The organism is Vibrio tetraodonis (assembly GCF_003350295.1).
Classification (GTDB): domain Bacteria; phylum Pseudomonadota; class Gammaproteobacteria; order Enterobacterales; family Vibrionaceae; genus Vibrio; species Vibrio tetraodonis.
The window spans coordinates 211364-235769 of the sequence record NZ_QLYY01000005.1 but is presented as its reverse complement, the minus strand read 5'-3'; the positions used below and the strand labels follow the sequence as shown (position 1 = coordinate 235769).

Sequence of the window (24406 nt, the reverse complement as noted above, 5' to 3'; positions counted from 1 at the left end):
TATATGGAAATTATGAGGGGATTCGTAAGACAGCGGCGTTAGATTACAAATGGATACTAAATGCAAATTATCGAGAAAAGTAGAAACCTAGATTTGGATGAATTTTTATCTCAGCCCTTATATGCTTTTTTAGCAAGTGAGTCACAGGATGGGCCGTGTTGTTCTCCTGTCTGGTTTTTGTGGGAAGATGGGAAAATTTGGATCATCTCCGTAAAAGGTGACTCCTTCTCTAAAAGAGTGGCGCAGCAGCCCAAAAGCGCCATCAGTATTGTGTATTGGGATAGGACATCGGGTAAATCTATCCATGCGGGTTTTAGAGGCATTGCAAATGTTCACGAGTTTGACTCTTCGCGTGCTGAACGTTTATTGAATAAGTATCTTGGTAACGACAAATCAAAATGGAATGCACGTTTTATCGACTTTCAGTCTAACTCTGAGAATGTCTTTGTATGCTTTGCGCCTGAAAAAGTCGTATTGCGTGACCAATCTTATTAAAATAAAGCCTTGTAAACACCCCTGCGCTGCGCTTTTTGGACTTGGTATGAGTGTTACAAACATTTCAATGATCTTTTCTCGAATTTAAACGGACTTTTGATGCTCGCTATTCCCTTACCATTTGTCGCGTCGTTGTTGTTATTTATAGCTGGCGTGGTGCTTCGATGCCGTTACCCACAAACTAGTCAAAAACCATTCCGGTTTATCATGCTGTGTGTATTAATGATGATGGTCGTAGGGCTGAGATGGACGCTAGATATTGCCTTGGTTCGCTTCCTGCAGCCCGTTCTTAGCGCATGTGTGCCAGTCGCGGCTTGGCTCTGTTTCGCGGGAGCTCATCGGAGTATATCTAATACGCAGTTACATTGGTTAGGCCCGTTTGCGGTTTTGGTTGGCTCATTTTTTTATCATCATATCTGGGTTGGTACCGTCGATGTTTTGCTGATCTTTCTCTATCTCGGCTATGGTGGCTTGTTGCTAAAGTCGTCGTTCAGTGTGCCGGAAAATGTCCGGCTAACTGATCTATCGAAAGTGGTTGTAGCTGAGCGGGCTGCGGGTGGACTTCTGCTGTTTTCTGCTTTGGTTGATGGCGTGCTCTCTTATGATATTTTGCTGCTCAATGCGCAGCACACGAGCTTGATACTCTCGGTTGGTTATCTTGTGCTTATTCCTGCTATTGTTGCTGCAGTGGTGGTTGTTAGCCTAAGTACAACCTCTGCGAGCGAATGCCAACAGCCTCAAGTTGAGCCTTCCATGTTAAATGGCTTTCCTGAACAAGCGGATATGCCAACCAATTCAGTGAAAAGTTTAGATGAAGACAAAGCTGAAGAAACTGCGCAGATCATGACTAGGTTTGATGCATTGATGAAAGAGCAACAAGTATTTAAAGACCCTGATCTGTCTCTTAATCGGTTAGCGAGAAAGTTAGGTATTCCGGCCCGAAAAATATCGGCTGCGGTTAATCAGACTTATAAGCAAAATATCTCAAAGGTTATCAATGCTTATCGAATTGAGCATGCGAAGACCCTTCTTAAGCAAAGTGATGAGGCAATAACGGATATTTTTCTTAGCTCGGGCTTCCAAACCAAATCTAATTTTAATCGTGAGTTTTCAAGGATAACTGGGCGAACTCCAAGTGAGTATCGAAGCTCGCCACAAGGATTAGATTGAATCGGTTTGCTTGCTGTTTAGCGGTTTAGAAAGTTAAGGATGTCATTTAACATCAATTGATGTAGCTCGCGGCGCGATGCACCTATGCCATCTTTGCAAATAATGCCATCGCCTGATACCTCATTTTCGAGCATAACCTCTGCTCCGAGTTTACAGTCTTGCATAAAACTGAAATGGGCCGCTTTTTCATAGACTTTGTAGCGTCTTAAATTTAGAGATATGTGCTCAGCAATATAGCCAGACTCTAATGCCTGAGGCAGATCGCCTATATCGACGCCAGCCGCGAGTATTAAGCTTGGTACATTAATGTCTCTTAAACTCTCGGTAGAAAAGCTTCGAGCAAGACCTAAATCCAGACTCACGATACGCTTGATTCGCGGATCTCGCAGCGCTTTATTGTGTGGCTCTGAGACTTGGTCCCTTGATAACCCAAGCTCTTGAGACAGTCCACAGGTTCTTGGGTTAGGGTATAGTAGACAATCAGCCTCAAACCTTGCTCTATCTATTTTCGCTCCAGCCAATAACATCACTGTCCAGCCGCCCAATGAATGTCCAATCGCAGTAATATCGCTAGGGTTAGTAGATGGTTTCCATTTGGTTGCGGTTAATAAATAATCCAGAATGCGTGACACATCTTGCGGTCTTTCCCACCATTTTGCGGCTTGGACGGATGATTGGTCGAAAGAGGTAGTTCCCGGATGATCAGCGGCCGCTACTATGTAGCCGCGCTTAGCAAGCCCGGTTGCCAACCAGTTTTGGTTTCGCCAGTTTCCTCGGTAGCCGTGTGATAACACCACCACAGGAAATATGCCTGATTTGATATGGGCACCTTTAATCAAATGCGTTCCAACGAAAGCTGGGTTGTCACCAATCAAGGTTGTCGCTGAAACATCTTGTGTAGGATACCAAATAGCGGTATTTAGTGGTCGATGAGGGTCATCGGTTAAGGTGATTTGTGTGAATCCAACACCTGAAGCAGTGACGGTAGCGCAAAGAAAAAATAAGGATGCGAACAGAAAATATGTCCATTTCATGATTTTAGCTCCGACTGAATTGATTGGAGCTAATATGGACTAAAGCTAGGTCTCACGAGACCTAAAACACGATCGAGGACGCTCTAGATCGTGTTTGACTACCGAATGTATCGACCAAGGTTTGGTTGTTTGTCTCCAAGACTTTTCTATTAATCTTTATAAAAACAACTTTCGGAATTCGCGGTATTTTCAATCGGACACGATTCCATATAAGGATCATGAGGTACGCAGAAGGTATAAGCGCCATCTGTTTCTGCACGAGTGCCTTTTACCCAATCATAAGACCAATTATTGTACACAGCATATCGACTGCCAGGCTCGTTGCTCTCTGCACTCCATACATATCGTTCATGCATGGGCTCTTGATTTGAAGGCTTGGTGTTTTTGTCATTAAGATAATCAATGATTATTTGATAGGGTGGAAGCTCCCAACCGCTATTGGCACAGCGCCCAGATGCTTTAGAAAAATCCTCCCAATCAACGTAGTACTCGTAGGCTCCATTAAGGAGAAAGTACTCGCTACATACCCATACTAAAGAACCATGAGAATTGATTTGCGAGCATTGCTTCTTCTTCACATTAGAATATGAGTTAGTGGACCATGTTTCCGAAAAGTAATCCGATGGCGGGATATAGGCATCATAATCTATCATGGAGCCAATTTTATCACCTTGGGCCCATGACTTACCGGTTTCGTCGGTACAGGCTTTGTTAACAGTATGGGTAACTTCGACATGTGGCATGGGTAATCCAGCGACACTGATCTGTTTGATATGCGTAGTTGTCGAGTTATCTACGGCAGCGCACTTTCCAAACCAATTAAAATCACCGCTCCAACTACCTTTAATCGTCCAGCCTTTAGAGAAAGTGCCCATATAGCATTCGTCGCAGCCAATTTCTGGCTTTTTATCCAAGAAGTCACAGGTAAAATTGCCTGGCGTACTCCATGAATTGCATGAAAGACGAGTGGACGTTTGAGAAACTTCCGATGCTTGTTCCTCAAGGCTCTGTGATTCATTTTCACTGGCAATCGCGATAGGTGGGGCGAGCATCAAAGGTGCCCATAGCAAAGTAAGAAATTGAATGATTTTCATAGTTTACCACCTACCTAATTCGCCGACTTTTTGCTACTCACTAATGTTCAATGTTTTGCGAAACACTCAATAGCAATGTGTTGATAATATTCCAAACTACATTAATTGAGTTAATAATCAATAGGAATTTAGCATGTATCGGTATGGAGTAAAACTCTATATCGGATGTATGTTTATGTTTTCCCATGAATCTTAACTTTATTCACTGATGTGGTGATGGGACTCACTATGCAATTCTGTACTTTGTTTAAAATCCGTCACTTTTACGGCTAATATTATCATCTAAAGACAATATTATCAGTGATTTGCTTTTTTATCGTATTCCATGTTCTTGATCAACTCATATGCACACATAAGCGTTTAGATTCGTATGTGTGGGGAGTATGATGACTGCCAGTGGTAGAAATTGTTGTACTGGCGATGACTTTATTTGGGGCAGGTTTTCGTTAGTGAGCCACGTAATAATGAGTTCCACAAAAACGTTGAATAAAGGAAATCGACCATGGTAACCGATGCAGTAGAAACCAGAGAATCTGAACAACCAGCTGTCGAATTACATTCTGAGAAAGTTGGACTGTCATTTTATGATTACAGTTCAAATGGTTGGCAAGACTCCCCTTTGACCATCAGTACTGACGATAATGTCGGGGCACTGAATAGTGACGGGTATTATAAGGTCAGCAAGTTAAGGCTGAAGTATAAGTTAAGAATTCATATCTCCAAAGTTGGAAAGGAGCAGATAGTCAAAGCAGGTAGTACTGTTATTGACTACATCAAGAATCATCTAACTTTACGCGTTCACTATGGTCAGCGTAGTGTCGTCGCTGATAACTACGCTCTAGAAAATGACACAGGAAAGATAGCCTTTAGTCGTGCACATCGGTCGTCAACCGCGCCAGCAGCATTTAGCGATATTGTTTCAAACGAAGTGGTTAGTGAAGAGAAACAAGGTGGTCACGGTCGGGATTATCACTATTACCTTTCTTTCGATATTTCTGCACAGGCTGACCATAAGTTTGAGATAGGTAGCAGCCTTTCGACAGCCAAACCCATTTGGTTCACCATGGAGGAGATAGCCAATAATTTCTTCTCGGCAGAACACATAGAGCCGATCCACTTCTTTTATAACGACCACGATAACAAAGAAGTAAGCGCTAGTAATCAGAGAGACGTTGTCACAAATCAGAACTTTGTCGTTTTTTCAAAAGAGCTTGAAACGTATCCAAGAGGTTCAAACCAGTCAGGAAGACTTCAGCTAGGTCAGAAAAATTATTATGGGTTCGATCCTTCTTTTACCAATCTCAGCGGTTGGGCTCAAAATGATATCAATCTCGAAACGACAGAGGTAACCACTCAACTCAACAAATTAGCTAACGCGTTAGTTGGTGCAGGATATGAGGGTACAAGCTTTGAGTACACGAGTGATTTAAGCAAGGCTAAGATGGTTTTCAAACGAGATCCTAACCAAGCATCACAAGGTGCATACACCATCTTCCAGAATGGGAGAAATGAGTTTATCACCAATACCGGTAGGCTATTTACTTGGAACCACAGTTACCATGTGGTGATACATGAAGCATTACACGCATTTGGTCTGCGACACCAAAGTAATCAGGTTCAGTCGATAATGAACTATAACAGTCTGCCGAATGGTGGCCTGATATCGTACCAGAACAATGATGCTTTTTCAGATTTAGATAAGCTGATGATAGGTAAGCTTTATCAATCAACCCATCCAGCAGCAAGTACTGATTAAAGCGCCGTTGATTTCTCAGATGAGCTGGTCAATTACTCTAATCAAACGGAAACACAGTAGTTGGCGCAGCTCATTGAGATGAACATGTTCTTGTAACACCCAGAGCAGAGAGAACTTCTCTCATCTAAGTATTGGGTCATATCAGTACTTATCAATCTTAATTGAAACCAAGAAACAAAATGTTCTCTCGGTTCTTCAGGACTGAGATGGAGACAGAGGTAATTTGTACCCTATGTGTTTTTGATATTTATTATGTGATCTAATGTTTGCAAATTGTTTCATATTTTTTATTTATTGTTTGCTTATGGTAGATTCGGTGAAATCTGAGCTTTCCGAAAGAGAAACGACCGGTAATAAAAAATATTATCTGTGCAAAAGTCGGAGGAACAATGACAGAGATAATTACTTCTGAAACACCTGAGGATAAAGAAATAATTCTTGGAGATGATAGCTCGAATCAGGCTATCAGCTTTAAGCTAGCCCAAGCATTCTACAATGAAATTACAGGTAAGTCTGAAAGAGTAACTGAAGATTTTAACCCGTCGTTTATTCTTACGATGGATAATATCAGTCAACTACATCACCGGATTATTCAGTCTACTACTCAATATAATGTGCAGTCGGCCAATGCTTCATTCTCAGTTGAGTATGTAAATGATTCTAGCGAAAGATTTAGCTCCATAGAGAGATTTATGGCACATGCTGGTTCAAAGGGGCAACCCGTTGAAGAAGTTGCTATTAGTTACAATCTTCTTGTAGTTCTACCACAGACCCATAAACCACAGGAATACAGAATCAACATATTACTTGCTTCACGCTCTGCAAAGGTTGAAGGGATGAAAGAGCAAATCGATGTCATTCCTTTCTCTATTCCTTTGTGGCAGTTTGAAAGTAAGTTTACGTGCAGAGCTTCTGTAGACTTTGTTGATATTACAGTCGCTAACTCATTTATGTCTGTTATTAAAAATTGGATTGACTGCCTAGAAGTTACTAGTATGAACCCAGTCCTAAAATGGGTTAGGCCGACGTCGAAATATCTACCCCTGATAGGTCAGTATAGTCTTCTTGCAATAGGAGCATATTTCACTAATCAACATGTGTCTTCTTATTTTGAGAACCCAGAACCTACAACCACAGCCTCATTTGTGTTGATAGCTTTTTTATTTAACTTTCTTCTGTTTAAATTTGGTAGGTTTATTGGTTACAAATCTGAGCGGCATCTTGATAGCATCTATCAACTTTCTTACATAGACTTTTCAGGTGCTGATCGTCGGTTAGCGACAGAGTCATCATCTAGCGTCAAGAAGAATATAGTGAAGTCAATCGCTTATATTCTTTTCTCAATTACAGTTGCATTAGTCTCAAATGAGCTATCTAAGCAAATTTTCATCAGTTAATAAAGCCAGATAAATAGATAATACAACTGTCGCTTAGGTCTTTCGTATTGGCTCCTGTAGACAGGTAGAACCAAATACTTAGAGAGTTTGAATAGTATGGAAAATATCGAAATGATTATTGCCACAGCAATAGTCACATTAGTTGTAACAGTTTTGGCTGGAATTACAGTTGAGTATTTTAAAAAAATTAAGCCTAAGTTGAGCTATTCAATAAAGGAATCTATCCCAATTACTTTGAATGATAACAAGATCGGCGCAAATGTAATTGAGGTGCATAACCCTTCCTCTAAAACTGTCAAAAATATTACGATTAGGATTAAGTCTTTAGGTGTCGATATAAAGAATAGTGGTGTTAACTCTACTACGGGTTTAGATTACGATATTGATGAATTGGGAGACAGCATAGAAGTTAAAATCCCATTTTTGAAGTTTAAAGACTATGTGTCTATCACAACTATTATGGAAGATAGATTTCATATTCCTAATAAGCCAGAGGTGACTATTCGTTCTCCTGACCAGTTCAAGTCTATTTTGGAATCAAAGGAAGATACAAGTATCGTTAAGCGTTTTGATTCTGCTATGGTGCCTGCGACTGTAGCTGCTATGGTTGTTGGTTTAAGCTTATCCATAAGTAGTAATGGTATATATACATTAATGAGTGCTCGCATCGACCAATCAACTCAATTGACACTTGCAGCAACAAAAGTTGATTTTCCTCAACTAGTTAGTCGATATTCAACCGGTAATGATTTTACATACTATACCCAAGGTCCATATATTTACTCATTGGTGATGAACTCCCATACGCAAGAAGAAGTTCAAAAATATTATGACTTTCTGGGTTTAGTTGTCCAACACGCATCGAGAATTAACTCATCAAGTAAAGCGGCTTTAGAATTTTTCATTGGGAGAGTTAGCTTAGTAATGGGAAATGAGAGTAATGCAAAGTCTTGGTTTTCAGCATCTATGAACACAGATGAGGCGGAGTACTTATACTTAAAAGATATTTATGGAACAACTGATTAACAGAACAAGTTAGCACATGATTAAAATACTACAAATTCTTTTGTGTTTAATTAAAAACTTACAAGTCAAGTCATTCGATTCAGATGCAAAAAAATGCACCTGTGTTTAAATTGTAGGCATAGACAACAGGAAAAATATGACTTTCGAAAAATTTGTAGCAATTGTTGGTTTGATTGCAACGATACCTGTCTATCAAGGTTGGGTAATTAAAATTTGGGTTTGGGGTAAGGCTAAAAAGGTTTCATCTTTGGAACAGCGACTTGAGCAAATAGAAAAACTGCACAGTGATAACAAGTATCTGATGATTTACATTGGTCAGTCTATTCTTATGGTACTTGCTTTGATTGCTATTGCACAGGTTTACCAGCTGATGAATATCGCTTCGGATGGGGAGGATATATCGTCTATTTTTATTAGCTTGATATCTCTAATAGCATATCTTGTGGCTATTAATTGTGGGGGTAAACTCACCAAGGTTAAGAACTTCGATAAGTATCGTGAAGACATAAACGGAAAAATCGAGCGTTTACAATCCTAACAAAACACTCTGGCGCCAATCTTTAATTTTTGGCGCCGTTTAATCCTCTTCGTAAAATCAATGCTTTACATTTGAAACATCCTTGTAACGCAACCTCTAAAATACCCCTTCTAGGACTATGTGTTTCAGGCTGGGAAAGGCCTGAGTGCTTTTAAAAGGCCACTCAATGCTGATTTAGCTTCCCCACTTGACACAAATCAACTGACTGTTTATATATTTTTGGTGAATATTTAAACAAAAATGATACCTGAACCACACTATTGTTAATATTGTTAATTTATTTGTTTACTATTGATTCTATTTATGCGATCACTATTGACTGAACTAACAGTAGGAGTGTGAGCTATGAGAACATCCAATACTTTTAAAGTTTTGATTCCATCCGTGCTTATTTCCGTTCTGTCTGCAAACGCACAGGCTAAGATTTATCCTGACCAGTTGGTTACGGATCAACTGGGTGAAGATGTCTGCCGTACGGGTTACCGCCCGATAGACCGCTTCGAAGCAAATGCACAAAAGGACTACATTGTTTCTCGCATGGGTCAGTGGCAAATTACTGGGTTAAAAGATGACTGGGTGATCATGGGACCTGGCTATCACGGTCGAATCAAGCAGGATACTCCCAATAGTACCACTTGGTGTTACCCTGTTAATGCGGTGTCTGAAATTACCACTATGCCTAAGGCATCCATTCCTGAAGGTGATGAGGTAGACATTCAGTATGCGCTGGTAACTGATCACGCTAACTTTGTGCGTCCATTGAGTTATCTTGCTCATTACCTTGGTTACGCTTGGGTTAGTGGCAACCATAGCCAATTTGTCGGCGAAGATATGGATGTTAGACGTGAAGGCGACGGTTGGGTGATTCAAGGCAATAAGGATGGCTCGTGCGACGGCTACCGCTGTGATGAAAAAAGCAAAATCACAATCAATAATTTTGCGTATACTCTCAACAATAGCGACTTCTCCCACGGTGACATAACCGAATCTGATCGCCAGCTGGTAAAAACGGTGACTGCGATTGCTCGCAATAGAAGTGACATTCCACAGCAGGTGGTGGTGGATCTGTCATTGGATGAGTCAACCAATTGGTCTAAAACTGACACCTATGGTTTTGCTCAATCGGTATCCACAGAAAATGAATTTATGTGGCCTTTGGTTGGTAAGACTAAGCTGTCGATTTCAATTGAAGCTAATCAGAGTTTCTCTAACACTAATGGCGCCTCAACTAGCCAGCAGGTGACGCTCCAAGCAAGACCAACTGTGCCTGCTAATTCTGAGATCCCAATTCGTGTCGAACTTTATCGCTCGAGTATTTCTTATCCATACAGCTTTGGTGCGGATGTAAGTTATGATGTCACATTTGATGGATTTTTACGTTGGAGTGGTAATGCTTGGCATTCTCACCCAGATGACCGTCCTAACGTAAAACACACTTTTACTATGGGACGTGGTAGCGACAAATCAGCAGATATTCGTTATCAATGGGACCACCGTTATATTCCGGGTGAAGTCAAATGGTGGGATTGGAGCTGGGCTATCACTGAAAATGGCTTAGAAAATATGCAAACTGTGACAGGAGAGAGCCTACGTCCATTTTACTCTCGTGTTTCTGGTGATTTTAATGCGGAATCACAATTTGCTGGTACGATAGAAATTGGTCAAGCCACACCGATAAGTAATCGCGTTAAGCGCTCAGCGGAGCCTCTGGTCAGTGAACAAGTTGGTGATGTCGAAATCACAACCAACTTTGATGCGCAAGAACTAGCAGAGCTTGGCTTTACTGATGCTCACCTAAGCATTACACCTGCCGAATAATCGAAACCTGAATTCCAGCTTCGCTGGCAGATGTCAGTCCTAACAGAGCAGCTTAGCTGCTCTGTTTATTTGATTTGGGCTTAATAAAAGCAAAAAGGTGAACCAATTGGTTCACCTTAGATTTAAGCAATTATAGGCTGTGATATATTGAATATCTTATGCTTCTGCACGGCGGTCACGATTATGACCACGCTCACCGCGATAGTTTCCGCGATTGTCGCCACCACGGTTACGATCGAATCGACGCTCTCCATCACGGCGTCCACCTTCGCGATTACCACGGAAGTTACCTTCACGACGACCACCTTCGCGATTGCCACGGAAACCACCATCGCGACGTCCGCCATCACGACCGCGACCTGAGTCACGACGTCCACGAGGCTCACGGAAATCGTCAAAGTCACACACGACAGCATCTACCTGCTTTTGGCGGATACGTAGTTTACGCAGTTTACCCGCAGTTTCAGAAGGCATTGCTTTAGGTAGCTGAACGTAAGTTTCACCTTGCGCAAGTTTGATAGCGCCGATTGAGCCTTTAGTCAGACCAAGCTCATTGGCTAATGCACCAACGATGTCTTTAACCTGAACGCCTTGTTCACGGCCAACTTGAAGTTGGTATGTATCCCAATCTTGATTGTTGAAGCTACGATCTCTACCACGGCCATCTCTACCACCTTCACGACGCTCTTTACGGCGTTGTTTGTCGCGTTCGATTGCTTGGATCATCGGATCTTCGCCAATGTAAAACAATGGGCGTTTACCTTGCTGACGCTTAAGTAAGATTGACGCCAGTGTGGTTGCATCTAGCTCTAGAGTCTCCTGAAGCTTTTCTACTAGCTCAGTGAATTTTTCTAGAGATTTATGTTCTTTATCTTGCTCTAGTTCAGCACCTAGCTTAACTAAGCGAGCTTCTGCCACTTTATCACGCAGTGGAAGTTGGATTTCTTCCATCGATGATTTAGTCACACGTTCGATAGTACGAAGCATACGGATCTGATTGGTGCGAACTAAAAGGATCGCTTTACCTTTACGTCCTGCACGACCTGTACGGCCAATCCTGTGAATGTAAGACTCTACATCAAAAGGAATATCATAGTTAAATACGTGAGTGATTCTTGGAACGTCTAGGCCACGAGCAACAACATCCGTTGCAACAAGAATATCGATCACACCTTGTTTGATATGATCAACAGTACGCTCACGTAGAGACTGTGGAATATCACCATGCAGCGCTGAAGCTTTAAAGCCGCGAGCACAGAGCCAGTCTGCTAGGCGCTCTGTATCTTGACGGGTGCGAACGAATACAATAGACGCGTCAGTTTCTTCGGTTTCCAACAGGCGAGACATTGCTTCATCTTTCTCAACACCTTTTACAACCCAGAATTGCTGCTCAACTTTATCTACAGTGTGATTCTTACCTGCGACATCAATTGTCACTGGCTCACGCAAAAAGCGCTCAACAATGTTTTTTAGCATTGGAGGCATAGTTGCAGAGAACAAAACACGCTGAGCAGACTCAGGAGCATGCTCCATGATTTCTGTAACGTCGTCGACGAAGCCCATGTTTAGCATTTCGTCTGCTTCGTCGAGAACAAACGTATGTACTTCGTCTAGATGCAAACGTTCGCGGTTGATCAAGTCTTGAACACGACCTGGTGTACCAACAACAATGTGCGCACCGTTTTTGAGCGCTCGCATTTGATCAACGATGGATGCGCCACCGTAGATCTCAAGAACTTTTAGACCGGATATGTTTTGGCCTAGGTTTTTCATTTCTGCAGCAACTTGGATCGCTAGTTCGCGAGTCGGTGCAAGAACAATAGCCTGAGGTTTACGTTGAGCCAGATCTAGCTTGTTCAATAGTGGAAGTGAAAATGCTGCGGTTTTGCCAGTACCAGTCTGAGCTTTACCTAGTGCATCGGTGCCTTCCATCAGGTGAGGGATAGCAGCAGCTTGAATAGGGGTTGGTGATACAAAGCCCATTCCGTCTAGAGAAGAAAGGATAGCGTCATTTAGCGCTAAATCGCTAAACTGAATTACAGAATCTGTCATTGGGATCCTACTAAAGTAAATGTCAACAAAAGGTCCCACGAGCTCTACCAATTCCATTACCAATCCAGTGAGTGCTGAATCCGTTCAGATGCGGATAAGTCGTAAATCGCATCAAGCCGCTAGGGACATATCTAAGGGGGGCGAATTATTCCTTAAAACCATAAAAAAATCCAGAAAAAATTGAAATACATCACAATTTTTTCCTAGTTTTGATTGATTAAGAACAGAAGATTCCAGCGCTTTGTTCATTAGATAGATACAGGCCTACTCGGTGTTTGTCATTGATATACATAATAAATTAGTAAAGTTCATATGAATTAGGTGGTCAATTTCTGCGATATACATTAGGGGCATTACCTAGTAAAATGTGATACACAAATTGGCTCGACTGGATGTGGTTGTGACGGGTTGAACCCCGCAATTGGTTTAATCAGCTGTAAATGTACTGGTTAATGTGATACATCCAGAAAATAAAACGAATTAGTTAAGAAGTTTGCATGTTCCAAGATAATCCCCTACTGGCTCAACTGAAGCAGCAGATACAAGAAAACCTTCCTAAGAAAGAAGGTACGATTAAAGCGACTGAGAAAGGCTATGGCTTTTTGGAGGTCGATAACAAAACGAGTGTCTTTATTCCGCCACCGTACATGAAAAAATGTATGCATGGAGATAAGGTAAGAGCCATTATTCGTACCGAAAAAGAGCGCGAAGTTGCAGAGCCAGAAGCCCTATTGGAACAGGGCATTAACCGTTTTATCGGTCGAGTTAAGTGGTTTAAAGGTAAGTTAAACGTTAACCCTGATCATCCACAACTTAAAAAATTATCGCTTAAAGCTAAGGTCACAAAGGGCTTAAAGCGGGACGATTTGAAGGAAGGGGACTGGATTGTTGCCCATCTAATCCAACACCCATTGGCTGACGATAATGGCTTTTTGGTCGAAATATCAGAAAAGATTACGGATGCCGATGACAAAATAGCGCCTTGGTGGGTGACATTAGCACAAAATGAATTACCCAATACCGAGCCTCCAGGCATAGAAAACTGGCAGATTAAGGATGACGCTGATCTAGAGCGTCTAGACATGACGCACTTGCCTTTTGTCACTATTGATGGTGCTTCGACTCAGGATATGGACGATGCTCTGTATGCTCAGAAGCGAGATGATGGAAGCTATGAGTTAATGATCGCGATTGCTGATCCTACGGCCTATATTACCCCAAACTCTGAAATGGATAGAACTGCACGTCAACGTGGATTTACTATTTATTTACCAGGGCGCAATATTCCTATGCTGCCAAGAGAGTTAGCTGATGACCTGTGCTCTTTGGTAGAAAATGAGTTAAGACCCGCGCTTTGCTGTTCTGTTCACATTGGAGCTGACGGTGAACTAGGCGATGACGTTAAGTTTTTTGCAGCCACTGTGAAATCCCACGCACGTCTAGTTTACGATAATGTTTCAGATTGGCTGGAAAACAGCGAGTCACAGTCATGGCAACCTGATAGCAGCACAGCTTCAGTGATAAACGCCCTTTATGAGTGTTCGCAGGCTCGAATTCAGTGGCGCGAGAAAAATGCCGTTGTTTTCCCAGATCGCCCAGACTACCGTTTTGAACTTAGCGAAGATAATGATGTTCTTGCTATTCATGCAGACATTCGTCGTAGCGCAAACAAAATAGTTGAAGAATGTATGATTACTGCAAATATTTGCGCAGGTAAAGTTCTTCAGTCTAGTTTCGATTCAGGCGTGTTCAATACCCATTCTGGTTTTAAACAGGATAAGCTGAGTGATGTTATCGATCTTATCAACAGCGAAAACAGCGAGCAGACCTTTACCATAGAGGGCATTGCTACATTGGCTGGGTTCTCTGAGCTTCGCCGTTGGTTAGCTAAGCAAGATACCAGTTATCTCGAACACCGTATTCGCAAGTATCAAGCGTATAGCGAAATTGGTAATCAAGCTCTACCTCATTATGCAATGGGGCTTGAATTGTATGCTACTTGGACCTCACCGATTCGTAAATATGGTGACATGGTCAACCATAGAATGTTGAAAGCTCATATTATGAGCAAAGCATCGGTTCAAACTGCTGATGGTGATCTTGGCGATGAATTAGCCCTGCACCGTAAACACCATAAAACGGCGGAACGTAATGTCGCTGATTGGCTATATGTGCGCACTTTAGCGGAAGAACCAGCAAAAGGTACCCAATTTCATGGTGAAATTTTTGATGTTTCTCGAGCAGGGTTACGCGTTCGTTTACTCGAAAATGGTGCGGTTGCATTTATACCTGGTGTTCTAATATTGGCCAATAAAGAGCGTTTAAAATGTAATTCAGAGCTTGGATTAGTGTCTATCGACGATGAGATTGTTTACCGAGCAGGTGATATCATTAAGGTTGTGCTAAATGAGGTAAATCAAGAAACTCGTAGTATTGTAGCTAAGCCTGTTGAAGTATTTTCTGAGGCAAAAGAAACCTAGTAAAGCGAGATGGATAAGTAAGGGCTCATTACTTACTTATCCGCTTCCCTAATCACTCTGTTTACCAAAACACTGATTTTGGATCTTTACCCATTTCTCTCATAATCACCGTTAAATCAATACTTTTCACAAAAATGTAACCTTACCTACATATTATGCCAGCAGTGTATATCCTTTATTTGAATCGGAGATTGTTATGATTCGCACTGTTTTCACTGTTTTCACTGTTTTATTAAGCGCATGTTTTAGTTTTAACCTAGTGGTAGCCAGTGAGGTCAATGTGTCAGGCTCGACCTCAGTAGCGCGCGTGATGGATGTGTTGGCTGAAGACTTTCATCAAAGCCACCCTGAAACCTATATCGCAGTACAGGGGATTGGTTCAACAGCAGGTATTACCTTATTGAAAAAAGGAGTCGCCGACATAGGTATGAGCTCTCGTTATTTGACAGAGAGCGAGCAAGATGAATCTCTCACTGTCACTCCTTTGGCTTATGACGGTCTTGCTGTTGTTGTGAATAAATCCAATCCGATCAGCAATATCAGCCGAGAGCAGCTTTTTGACATTTATAAGGGCAAGATAGTCAATTGGAACTCAGTGGGTGGTCTTGATCAAAAAATTGCAGTTGTGACTCGGGAGGCTTCATCTGGTTCTAGGTACAGCTTTGAGAATCTTCTTGGGCTAACTAAGATAGTCAATGGTCGACAAGTTTCCTCAATCAGTCAAAATAATTTGGTCGTGAACAGTAATAGTATGGTGAAAACCTTGGTCAGCCATAACAAGCAAGCGATAGGCTTTATATCAACTGGTTCTGTAGATAGCTCGGTAAAAGCGATTAAATTCGATGGAGTAGAAGCGAGTACTCAAACTATAGCGACAAATAAATATGGTCTATCTCGACCTTTTTTGGTGCTGTATAAACGCTCTGAATTAGGTGAACAAGCGAAATCGTTTGTTGAATATTTGCAAGGAAAGCAAGCGAAGGGCTTAATCCGCGAATACGGATATACACCCATTAGCAAATAGATAAGTTACGGGAGAGGGGATGCTGGCCCCTCTTTAAAAATGAAGTTGTATTACTGAGACAACAACTGCTCCAGGGCGTCTAACCCCTTCGATCTCAACTTTGATTTCACGTTCTATCTCCAATCCTTTTTTGATAGGTGTCACTTTAGATAGCTTGCTGACAGCGCGAACGCGGCTATTAGCTTTGACTGGATATGGAAAACGTACTTGGTTCAGACCAATGTTGACCACCATTTTGGCTGTTGGGAAAAGGGAATGATCTGGGTTGACACTGTCTGTGAGCTTTGGAAGCATAGCCAGAGTTAAAAAACCATGTGCAATTGTTGTCTTGAAAGGTGACTCAAGTTCGGCACGCTCTGGATTGGTATGTATCCACTGCATATCTTCAGTGACTTCACCAAATTGATTAATACGTTGCTGCGAGATTTCAAGCCACTCGCCTGTATGAATCACTTGGCCAAGCTTTTCTTTAAGCTGATCGTAAAGTACCTGTGCTTCAGGTTTTAATTCAACCGGCTTATTCTCAACATCATTTGATGCGTTGGGTGCCTGGACCTCATCATTGACCGCTGGTCTTTGCATGTCCCAAAAACGTGCAAATAAATAGCGGTGGTTATTTGTCTTTTGTATAAACTCATCCCAATATTCACGCACGGCAGGAGACATCCACTGCATAAACTCGGATTGCGACTTTTCACCACGATGTTTGAATAGGTCTGCGACTTTCATAAAACCTCAGAAATCTGATATTAATATACGTCAACTTTTTAATTTTGAATCACTTCACAATTGTGCGCAACGACTTTCGGGCGTACACATGTTTTCTGACTGCTACATTGTTTTTATTTATCAGCTATTTAGCAATAAAACATTATTTTATTAGATGATTGTCACTAGAGTACATACCCTAGATAATCGTCTTGTGTGAGAACGAAAGTTATTCATTGCTCCGATGCCCGCTCAGCACGTAGACAATCCATGGTCTAGACTACCAAACAAAACTCGTGCCAAGATAGGTTGAACCAAGCTATTAGCTTTATTTATCATACCTTAAGCTCTTTTCTTTTTTCATTGTATTGTTAATGCGGAGAGAAATGGTTTGGCTAAGGCGGCAATATTTGTTCTCCCTTAGGCTAACGCAATGTTAAGGAGCTGGATAAACCATAGGGAATTCTAGCATAGGGTGTTTTCCTATCATGCAGCGATAACCATACACCGACATAATCATCTCTGCGGACAAAGCGTCTTCGGGGGATGCATCGCAGGCTATGATGCCTTCGTTGAGTATGACAAGACGATCAGAATATTGTGCGGCAAGATTTAGGTCGTGTAACACCACCACTACCGCCGTATTTTGTTCATCTGCTAGCTGTTTCATTTTGGATAAAGTACTGTGCTGATGTGTGAGATCCAGAGCTGAAGTCGGTTCATCAAGCATTAATATTTTACGCTCCCCCGACTGTGCTAATTGCACGAGAACACGAGCTAAGTGCACTCGCTGTTTCTCTCCTCCTGACAAAGATGGGTAGAGCCGTTCGGCAAGATGGAAGACGTCAGTCACCCTCATATAGTGATGGGCAAGATCTCGCACTTCACTACTGGCTAATGTTAAGGGAATTGCGCCTAGCTCGACGACCTCTTGCACAGAGAAAGGAAAAGTGAGCGTATTTTGCTGCGGTAACATGCCTAAATGTTTGGCTAATTCCTTAGCATCCCAGAGATTTTTTTCTTTACCAAAATAGGCTATATCGGCGTTGGATTGTCTCTCACCACAAAGTACTTTTAGTAGCGTGCTTTTACCTGCACCATTTGGTCCTAAGAGGGCGGTAACTTCGCCAGCACGGATTTCGAGACTCACATTGTTGAGGATGAGACGTGAGCCTACGCGTACAGAGATATTGTTTGCGCAAAGTGCATGACTATTCATTAAAAAATCTTTCCTCTTTGCTTAAATAGGAGGTAAATAAAAAATGGAGCGCCAATCATTGCGGTGACGATTCCTACCGGAAGTTCGGCCGGCGCAAGCACTGTGCGTGAAATCATATCGGTTACCGTAAGAAGCAATGCGCCTAGGCAGGCTGATATTGGTACCAGGGAGCGATGATCGGGGCCACACAACATGCGGCCTAAATGAGGAATGATTAAACCGATGAAACCTATCATGCCAGACACACTAACGGCGACGCCAACCCCGATCGCAGTTAATAACATCAACAAACGCTTGAGCTTTTGTACTGGGATCCCGAGATGAGCAGCTTCCGCTTCACCCAAGAGTAAAGCGTTTAAAGGCATTGCATTGCGTGTGAAGCAGACTAGCAATACGAAAAGAGTAGTGGCGCAAAGTAAAATACTGGTCCAACTCGCGCCGGCTAGCGATCCCATCTGCCACAATGAAATGTCTCGCAGCATCTGGTCGTTGGCAATAAAATTGATGTACCCAAGGCCCGCAAAAGATAGAGCAGTTATTGCTACACCCGCTAATAGCATGATGGTCACAGACGTACCTAATTTGTTAGTACCTAATCGATATACAAAACCAGTGGCCACTATGGCACCCAAAAATGCAAATAAGGGGACAGCAATGATATTAATAACATTTGGGTAATCAGTGTTGTATTCAGAAAATAGGACGATCGCGACGGCTCCGCCGAGAGATGCGCCTGCAGAAACCCCTATAATGCCTGGTTCAGCGAGAGGGTTGCGAAACAATCCTTGGGTTACTGTGCCACAAATTGCCAATATCGCGCCGACAAGTATACACAGCAGGGTTCGTGGTAGACGAATTTCATGGATGACCATATGAATATGATCAGGAAGCTGGTTTGAATGTGTTACGACACTCATTAGACTATCCATGAAGCTGATATTCATGGGACCGACACTAATAGATCCGACAGCGGTAAGTAAAATAAATGAGCTTAAAACAATGAGTATTGAAGAAAGGGAGGTATGACGTAGCATAGTAAAGAGCTCTACTTCATTGTATTAAGTATTTTGTTTAAACGCTCGGCCTCTGAGAGGCTTTTTAAACCCAAACCACCAACGATTGCGTGTCCATCAATTGGAACAATGTTTTTGGCTTTTCCGGCCGGTGTCGCAGCAAGGAGAGGCATTTTGTCAAAAATGGTCTCTATCCCGCCGATCTTATCAAGGCTTCGGCCACTGACTAATATGATGTCAGGCTGCATCTCTAACATTGATTCTGTAGAGAGCGGCTTATACGAATCAATTTTTTGCGCTGCTGGGTTTAAACCACCAGCTAATTGAATGATTGCGTCTGGTACCGTGTTTGCGCCTGCAACATTTGCAGGTCGACCCTCATGTACGAGAAGAAACAACACTTTTTGCTTTCGTTGCAATGTTGAGCGGTTTGTCTCTAGCGCTTGAATGGTTTGTTGTATGTTGGCCTTTAGAGCTTGTGCTTTCTTTTCACTGTGAGTGATTGAGGCAATGTCATCGATGCGTTCTAATAGGCCTTCAGGTGTGGGTGATGAATTGATCACATCAACACTCACCCCTGCATTGGATATTTGGTCTAACACATTTTTGGGACCCATTTCTTCAGAGCCAATAACAAGGGTTGGATTAAGAGCAAGTAGACCTTCTGCGGAAAGGCTTCTGTGATAGCCAATCTTGGGCAGTTGATTTTTTGATGGCACTTCACTAGTGATATCTACTGCTACGATTTGGTCTTGTTTATCAAGTGCGATCAGTAGTTCGGTGACAGCACTACCGGCACTAATTATTCTGTCACTTGCTGATGTTGATGCTGTAACAAGAAATAGGGAAAGCGTGGTGACGCCTTTAGCAATGATAGGTTTGAGCATAGCTTGACCTTAGTGTTTTGTGTCTTGGGTAAGTAACTGGGCAGCTTGAATATTATTTTCTTGCAGAAAGGCAAGTAACTTTACTAAATGCTGCACATCTGCCGTTTTTTCCGCTCCTATAACGATAGATTTTTGATTAGATTGATATGCCTGCTTCACTGCATGGGAGAAAGAGTCCCAATCTGAATACTCTTGACTATTTAATGCCCAGTAAGGCTCTGTTGGTAAAATGTTCAGTGTGATTACTTGGTTTTCCACACTCGTTGTCATTGGCGAGTCTATGGTGGGTAACTTTACCTCCAGAGAATCAAGTTTGACGGCAGCGGTTAGCATCAAAAAAACCATAACAATAAAAATAATGTCTAATAAAGGTGTTAAGTCCGGTGTTAAGCTAATGGGATTCGATTGTCGATTCACTTTGATCATGGCATCGCCTCATGAGAGGCTGGGGATGGTTGAGTTTTTGCTTGTTGAAACTCGACCCCCTCTAGCCAGAGGTTAGTAAAATTGAGAGTGTGCGCCAGTTTAGCCATTACCTTGTCTGCCCAAAGGCCAAGTAGCTGAGCACTTGCGATAGCTGGCAAGGCAATGAGTAGGCCTGCCGCCGTTGTTCGCATTGCGATACCTAGGCCATCGGCTAAGTCATTTGGAGTAATGTTACCTGATGATGTTGCAACACCTTTAAACATCTCTATCAGACCAAGTACAGTTCCGAGTAGCCCAATTAGAGGGCTTATCACGCCAATTAAGCCAAGAAGACGAAGGCCTGAGTTGAGTTGCAGACGTTTTTCTTCCAACCACATACCAGCGGTATCTTCGCGTAAATTTTTCGGATAACAATGATGTTGGAGCAAGATGGAAACGCCCTGATAGAGAGGTGGTCGATTGTGAGAAAACTTTTCAGCAAGGCGAGTAATTTGTTGAACATTTGAAGGGGAGATTTGCTTTAGTTCGGCGTGAATGGCTTTTCTTCCTTTACCAGAGTAGATACAAAGCTGGATGAGGCGTTCGAGTACAATCATTACTGTTACGAATGAGCATAAGATGAGTGGCCATGTCATTAGGCCCAGTTGTTGCTGGAGGTAATTTATGTGTTCCATTGTTAATCCATATTGAAACGTACGGGAATTCTGACTCTATGAGCGATTTTCTGGCCGTTGATACTGTGTGGAGAGAACTTCCACTTCTTTATCGCCTTTAGTGCGGATTTATCTAAGATAGTTTGGCCTGAAGACGATATGAGTTGTTGAGACACTTGCTGGCCATCTTCATCTAACCAAACTTCATAAGTAACCACGCCTGTTAATCCTCTTTTTCTCGCCAACCTAGGGTAAATGGGTTGGACTGGCTTGGATATAAAACTTGGTTTGTCCACCAACACGGGTTTTGTGGTCGCGCCCTGATGAGAACTTGCAAGTTGAGGTTGATCAATTTTTTCTTCTGTGGGCTTATGAACTGCTCTGTCTGGCTGTTGTTGCGGTTTGTCTGATTGTTCGCTGACCTTTTTTTTACTTACAAGCTTAGCGCTATCTTTTTTATTAACAGACGTGGCCGTAGCTAATCGTCTTTTGACATCATCAGTGACTTGTGAGGTTGTTGATGAGTTTTGCTCTGTTTTGGGCCTAGCTCTCTCACTCTTTTGGTTTTCTGCAGAAGGTGATGTGAAATGGACAGAGACTGAAGAAGGTGCATTGCCTACAGGTATGACATAGGCTTTAGGCTCAAATTCCACTCCAAAAATCATGCTATGGATAGCAATTGATAGACTACCCGCAATCACATACCTATTTAAATGCATATCAGTGTTATGACAAAAATCCTCAAGAGATAAATTATCTAACAAGATGCAAATAATATCAATTATCAATTGCATTATCATTTCTGTACTTCTATGATTGCGTGAATTTTGTCACGCTAGGCTGTTACTACGGTAAAAAGGCTTTCTCATTGATGTTCGAGGAATGTATCTCACTGTTGTTAGCGGCTTGGTGCTATGAGGAACATATATGCAGACATTGAAGGAAAAAGTGGCCGAATTGGTCTTTGCAGAGCCAGCGTTATTACCCGCAGAAATTGCTGAGGTATTAAATGTTTCTGAATTTGAGGTTGTGAGCGCTTTACCGGATGACATGGTGGGTCTTGCTGGTGGGGAGCAAGCCCAATTCTATCTTGAAAAACTGGTTGGATTTGGCCCTGTGACGACTATTGTGCATTCCTTTGGTTCAATTTTTGAAGTAAAGGCGCCTTTCCCAAAAGGTAAAGTTGCAAGAGGTTATTACAATCTGATGGGAAAAAGTGGAGAGTTACATGGCCACTTAAAGCTGAGTAATGTGGTTAATATAGCTTTGGTTAGCAAACCTTTCAGAGGTCGCGAGAGTCACTATTTTGGTTTCTTCTGCGAAAAGGGGAACAACATATTCAAAGTTTATCTGGGTAGAAATGATCAGAGAGAGTTAATTCCTGAACAGGTAATCGCGTTTAAGGCAGTGGCAAGAAGACTTAAAGTAATATCAATCGTAGAAAATAAAAATCCGATAAATCAATCATCATAATAACAAGGAGATAATATATGGATGATCACGTTAAACAAGAGCGTTTACAAGGACGCTTGGGTCCCGAGATTCAAGAGCTTCGTCAACATTGTCTCACTCTTCAACTTGCTACTGTTGATGAGCAAGGTCAGCCTAATGCCAGTTATGCGCCGTTTGTACAAAATGAATATGGGTATTTTGTATTAATATCTGACATTGCCCGCCACGCTCGTAACCTTCTTGTGAGCCCCAATGTTTCGATTATGATGATCGAAGATGAAGGACATTCCAAACAACTTTTTGCTCGTAAACGTCTGACGTTTGATGCTACTGCAGTGGTAGTAGAAAGAGACACACCTTTATGGAATGATGTTATCACACAAATGAGTGAACGATTTGGCGACATTATTGATAACTTATGTCAATTACAGGACTTTATTTTATTTAAAATGCAACCTAAAAAGGGATTGTTTGTGAAGGGTTTTGGTCAGGCTTATCAAGTGTCTTGTGATGATCTCGTTGACTTTGTTCATTTGGAACAAGGACATAAAAAAGTGCAGCAGTCTTAGCGTAAAGGAGCACATGATGCTCCTTTTTTGCTTCGGCTTTTTAATCGATATGTTCTCGTTTTCAATGATCGAGATTAATCTGGAAAGCTGACACCTGCCTCTCTAAAGAGTCTCTGGCACGCTTTCCCATCACTGTGGAATAGATGGCAGCGATTGGCGGGTATATCAATAATGAAATTATTACCTACCTCTATGTCTAAGGTATCTGGTTCGCGATATATAACATCTGCGTCGGCTGCGCCAATATGTAGGTAAACTTGAGTTTCATTTCCGAGTTTTTCGACGATGTTAACTTGTCCCTCAATTGAAGCATCACCTTGACCACATGGCAGCAAATGTTCTGGTCTAACTCCCAGTGACATACGTGAACCTCTTGTGACGCTTGTTCCGTCAACTGGGATCCAAAATGCGGTGCCATTGGCAAGCTGAACCATGACTTTATCGTCTTCTACCGCCTCAATGAAAACACTAATAAAGTTCATCTTAGGTGAACCAATAAAACCAGCAACGAAACGATTACTTGGATAATGATAAAGCTCTAATGGCTTGCCAACTTGTGCAACATAACCGGCATCGAGAACGACAATTTTATCCGCCATTGTCATCGCTTCCACTTGATCATGTGTTACATAGATCATGGTACACCCCAGCTTTCGTTGCAGCTTGGTGATTTCTGAACGCATTTGTACCCGCAAGGCAGCATCTAAGTTGGACAAAGGTTCATCGAGTAGAAACACTTTAGGTTGTGACACCAGAGTTCGCCCGATAGCAACTCTTTGCCTTTGACCGCCAGATAAAGCTTTGGGTTGTCGGTCGAGCAGATGACTGAGTTGGAGTACATCGGCTGCGTGTTCGACACGTTTATCAATTTCACTCTTATCTGCTTTACTGAGCTTGAGACCAAATGACATATTTTCATACAGATTTAAATGCGGATATAGAGCATAGGATTGAAAAACCATACCGACGCCACGTTTAGATGGCTCAATATGATTCATCAGTTTAGAGTCAATATAAAGCTCTCCTGATGTAATGTCTTCGAGACCAGCAATACAGCGCAGTAACGTTGATTTACCACACCCTGAAGGACCGACAAAAACAACAAACTCGCCTTCTTTTATGTCTAGATCAACATTCTTTGAGATTAATACGTCGCCATAAGCCTTTGATACATTCTTTAATGTGACACTTGCCATCTCGCTTGTCCTTGATCAAAATTCTATCTTTTTATTAGGTTGCATATCAATTATCTATGTGTGGTTATATTAAGCTGCACCGATGGAAATCACCACTGGGCGTAAAATATGGTCACAGGTAACTATCAAGTTGTTACGAAAGCTAGTGCTTGCTCGACATGCTGGGTTCAATGTAAGAAATTAGGGTGGTGGAGTTCACACCACCCGCCATCGCCAATACAGAGTCCGTTCCCCTACGTGAAAATAACCGTATCAGACTCACTAACAAAATCGCTATTTGGTGTATGTGATGTTACACGATTATTGCCTATTACGGCGACTCCTGGCCATGTAATCCAGTTTTTCGACTTAGCTAGAAAAGTCTGATAAAAACTGGAAAGGTTCCTACTTGTCCGCTCT

Annotated in this window: 22 protein-coding genes; 11 read left to right on the top strand and 11 right to left on the bottom strand. The window is 42.1% G+C overall.

Annotation, left to right across the window (positions count from 1 at the left end; translation table 11 throughout):
• Nucleotides 1-60 precede the first annotated feature (60 nt).
• Together DPF90_RS01295 and DPF90_RS01290 are read left to right on the top strand one after the other, a co-directional pair.
• A complete protein-coding gene (locus DPF90_RS01295; protein WP_114783868.1) occupies nucleotides 61-495 on the top strand; it encodes a pyridoxamine 5'-phosphate oxidase family protein in 435 nt (144 codons plus the stop codon).
• A 96-nt stretch (nucleotides 496-591) separates the two neighbouring features.
• Nucleotides 592-1665 (top strand): helix-turn-helix domain-containing protein, encoded by a 1074-nt coding sequence (locus tag DPF90_RS01290; protein ID WP_114783866.1) that lies wholly within the window; start codon nucleotides 592-594, stop codon nucleotides 1663-1665.
• Between the two features lie 17 nt (nucleotides 1666-1682).
• Here DPF90_RS01290 and DPF90_RS01285 read toward each other — a convergent pair whose 3' ends face one another.
• On the bottom strand, nucleotides 1683-2699 hold the full coding sequence (locus tag DPF90_RS01285; protein ID WP_114783864.1) for an alpha/beta hydrolase family protein: 1017 nt from the start codon (nucleotides 2697-2699) through the stop codon (nucleotides 1683-1685).
• Between the two features lie 149 nt (nucleotides 2700-2848).
• Nucleotides 2849-3793: a hypothetical protein gene (locus tag DPF90_RS01280; RefSeq protein ID WP_114783862.1), complete on the bottom strand. Its 945-nt coding sequence runs from the start codon at nucleotides 3791-3793 to the stop codon at nucleotides 2849-2851.
• Nucleotides 3794-4295: 502 nt separating this feature from the next.
• On the opposite strand from DPF90_RS01280, the gene DPF90_RS01275 reads away from it, so the two are divergent.
• The 5 genes from DPF90_RS01275 (at nucleotide 4296) to DPF90_RS01255 (ending at nucleotide 10328) form a co-directional block, all read left to right on the top strand.
• Nucleotides 4296-5549: a zinc metalloprotease gene (locus DPF90_RS01275; RefSeq protein ID WP_114783860.1), complete on the top strand. Its 1254-nt coding sequence runs from the start codon at nucleotides 4296-4298 to the stop codon at nucleotides 5547-5549.
• A gap of 389 nt (nucleotides 5550-5938) precedes the next feature.
• On the top strand, nucleotides 5939-6946 hold the full coding sequence (locus DPF90_RS01270; RefSeq protein ID WP_114783858.1) for a hypothetical protein: 1008 nt from the start codon (nucleotides 5939-5941) through the stop codon (nucleotides 6944-6946).
• Between the two features lie 96 nt (nucleotides 6947-7042).
• Nucleotides 7043-7972 (top strand): hypothetical protein, encoded by a 930-nt coding sequence (locus tag DPF90_RS01265; RefSeq protein ID WP_114783856.1) that lies wholly within the window; start codon nucleotides 7043-7045, stop codon nucleotides 7970-7972.
• A gap of 136 nt (nucleotides 7973-8108) precedes the next feature.
• Entirely contained in the window at nucleotides 8109-8510 is a 402-nt protein-coding gene (locus DPF90_RS01260) for a hypothetical protein (protein ID WP_114783854.1), read from the top strand.
• 345 nt (nucleotides 8511-8855) lie between these two features.
• Nucleotides 8856-10328 carry an aerolysin family beta-barrel pore-forming toxin gene (locus DPF90_RS01255; RefSeq protein WP_114783852.1) on the top strand — a complete coding sequence of 491 codons (1473 nt, stop codon included), beginning with the start codon at nucleotides 8856-8858 and terminating at the stop codon, nucleotides 10326-10328.
• A 156-nt stretch (nucleotides 10329-10484) separates the two neighbouring features.
• Here the strand turns inward: DPF90_RS01255 and DPF90_RS01250 are convergent, their stop codons facing one another.
• On the bottom strand, nucleotides 10485-12380 hold the full coding sequence (locus tag DPF90_RS01250) for a DEAD/DEAH box helicase (protein WP_114784254.1): 1896 nt from the start codon (nucleotides 12378-12380) through the stop codon (nucleotides 10485-10487).
• Between the two features lie 497 nt (nucleotides 12381-12877).
• Here DPF90_RS01250 and rnb point away from each other — a divergent pair, with 497 nt between their 5' ends.
• Complete coding sequence (gene rnb / locus DPF90_RS01245; RefSeq protein WP_114783850.1) at nucleotides 12878-14860, top strand: exoribonuclease II; 1983 nt, start codon at nucleotides 12878-12880, stop codon at nucleotides 14858-14860.
• Nucleotides 14861-15056: 196 nt separating this feature from the next.
• Complete coding sequence (locus tag DPF90_RS01240) at nucleotides 15057-15884, top strand: phosphate ABC transporter substrate-binding protein (protein WP_114783848.1); 828 nt, start codon at nucleotides 15057-15059, stop codon at nucleotides 15882-15884.
• 33 nt (nucleotides 15885-15917) lie between these two features.
• Here the strand turns inward: DPF90_RS01240 and DPF90_RS01235 are convergent, their stop codons facing one another.
• From DPF90_RS01235 to DPF90_RS01205, 7 genes are all read right to left on the bottom strand, one after another.
• Entirely contained in the window at nucleotides 15918-16613 is a 696-nt protein-coding gene (locus DPF90_RS01235; RefSeq protein ID WP_114783846.1) for a MaoC family dehydratase, read from the bottom strand.
• A 415-nt stretch (nucleotides 16614-17028) separates the two neighbouring features.
• Nucleotides 17029-17811, bottom strand: a complete 783-nt coding sequence (locus tag DPF90_RS01230) for a heme ABC transporter ATP-binding protein (RefSeq protein ID WP_114783844.1) — start codon at nucleotides 17809-17811, stop codon at nucleotides 17029-17031.
• Nucleotides 17811-18845, bottom strand: coding sequence for a FecCD family ABC transporter permease (locus DPF90_RS01225; protein ID WP_114783842.1), 1035 nt, complete (start codon nucleotides 18843-18845; stop codon nucleotides 17811-17813). The genes DPF90_RS01230 and DPF90_RS01225 overlap by 1 nt, the downstream gene beginning before the upstream one ends.
• Nucleotides 18846-18856: 11 nt before the next feature.
• The gene (locus DPF90_RS01220; RefSeq protein WP_114783840.1) at nucleotides 18857-19711 is read right to left on the bottom strand and encodes a heme/hemin ABC transporter substrate-binding protein; all 855 of its coding nucleotides are present in this window, start codon (nucleotides 19709-19711) and stop codon (nucleotides 18857-18859) included.
• A gap of 9 nt (nucleotides 19712-19720) precedes the next feature.
• Nucleotides 19721-20137 carry an ExbD/TolR family protein gene (locus DPF90_RS01215; RefSeq protein ID WP_114783838.1) on the bottom strand — a complete coding sequence of 139 codons (417 nt, stop codon included), beginning with the start codon at nucleotides 20135-20137 and terminating at the stop codon, nucleotides 19721-19723.
• Entirely contained in the window at nucleotides 20134-20811 is a 678-nt protein-coding gene (locus tag DPF90_RS01210) for a MotA/TolQ/ExbB proton channel family protein (RefSeq protein ID WP_114783836.1), read from the bottom strand. Before DPF90_RS01210 ends, DPF90_RS01215 begins: the two co-directional genes overlap by 4 nt.
• 2 nt (nucleotides 20812-20813) lie before the next feature.
• Entirely contained in the window at nucleotides 20814-21584 is a 771-nt protein-coding gene (locus DPF90_RS01205) for an energy transducer TonB (protein ID WP_240314434.1), read from the bottom strand.
• Between the two features lie 133 nt (nucleotides 21585-21717).
• On the opposite strand from DPF90_RS01205, the gene hutX reads away from it, so the two are divergent.
• Both hutX and hutZ read left to right on the top strand, forming a co-directional pair.
• The gene (hutX, locus tag DPF90_RS01200; protein WP_114783834.1) at nucleotides 21718-22263 is read left to right on the top strand and encodes a heme utilization cystosolic carrier protein HutX; all 546 of its coding nucleotides are present in this window, start codon (nucleotides 21718-21720) and stop codon (nucleotides 22261-22263) included.
• Between the two features lie 17 nt (nucleotides 22264-22280).
• Nucleotides 22281-22811, top strand: a complete 531-nt coding sequence (gene hutZ / locus DPF90_RS01195; protein ID WP_114783832.1) for a heme utilization protein HutZ — start codon at nucleotides 22281-22283, stop codon at nucleotides 22809-22811.
• Between the two features lie 74 nt (nucleotides 22812-22885).
• On the opposite strand, the gene malK is transcribed toward hutZ, so the two are convergent.
• Nucleotides 22886-24007, bottom strand: a complete 1122-nt coding sequence (gene malK, locus DPF90_RS01190) for a maltose/maltodextrin ABC transporter ATP-binding protein MalK (RefSeq protein WP_114783830.1) — start codon at nucleotides 24005-24007, stop codon at nucleotides 22886-22888.
• Between the last annotated feature and the right edge of the window lie 399 nt (nucleotides 24008-24406).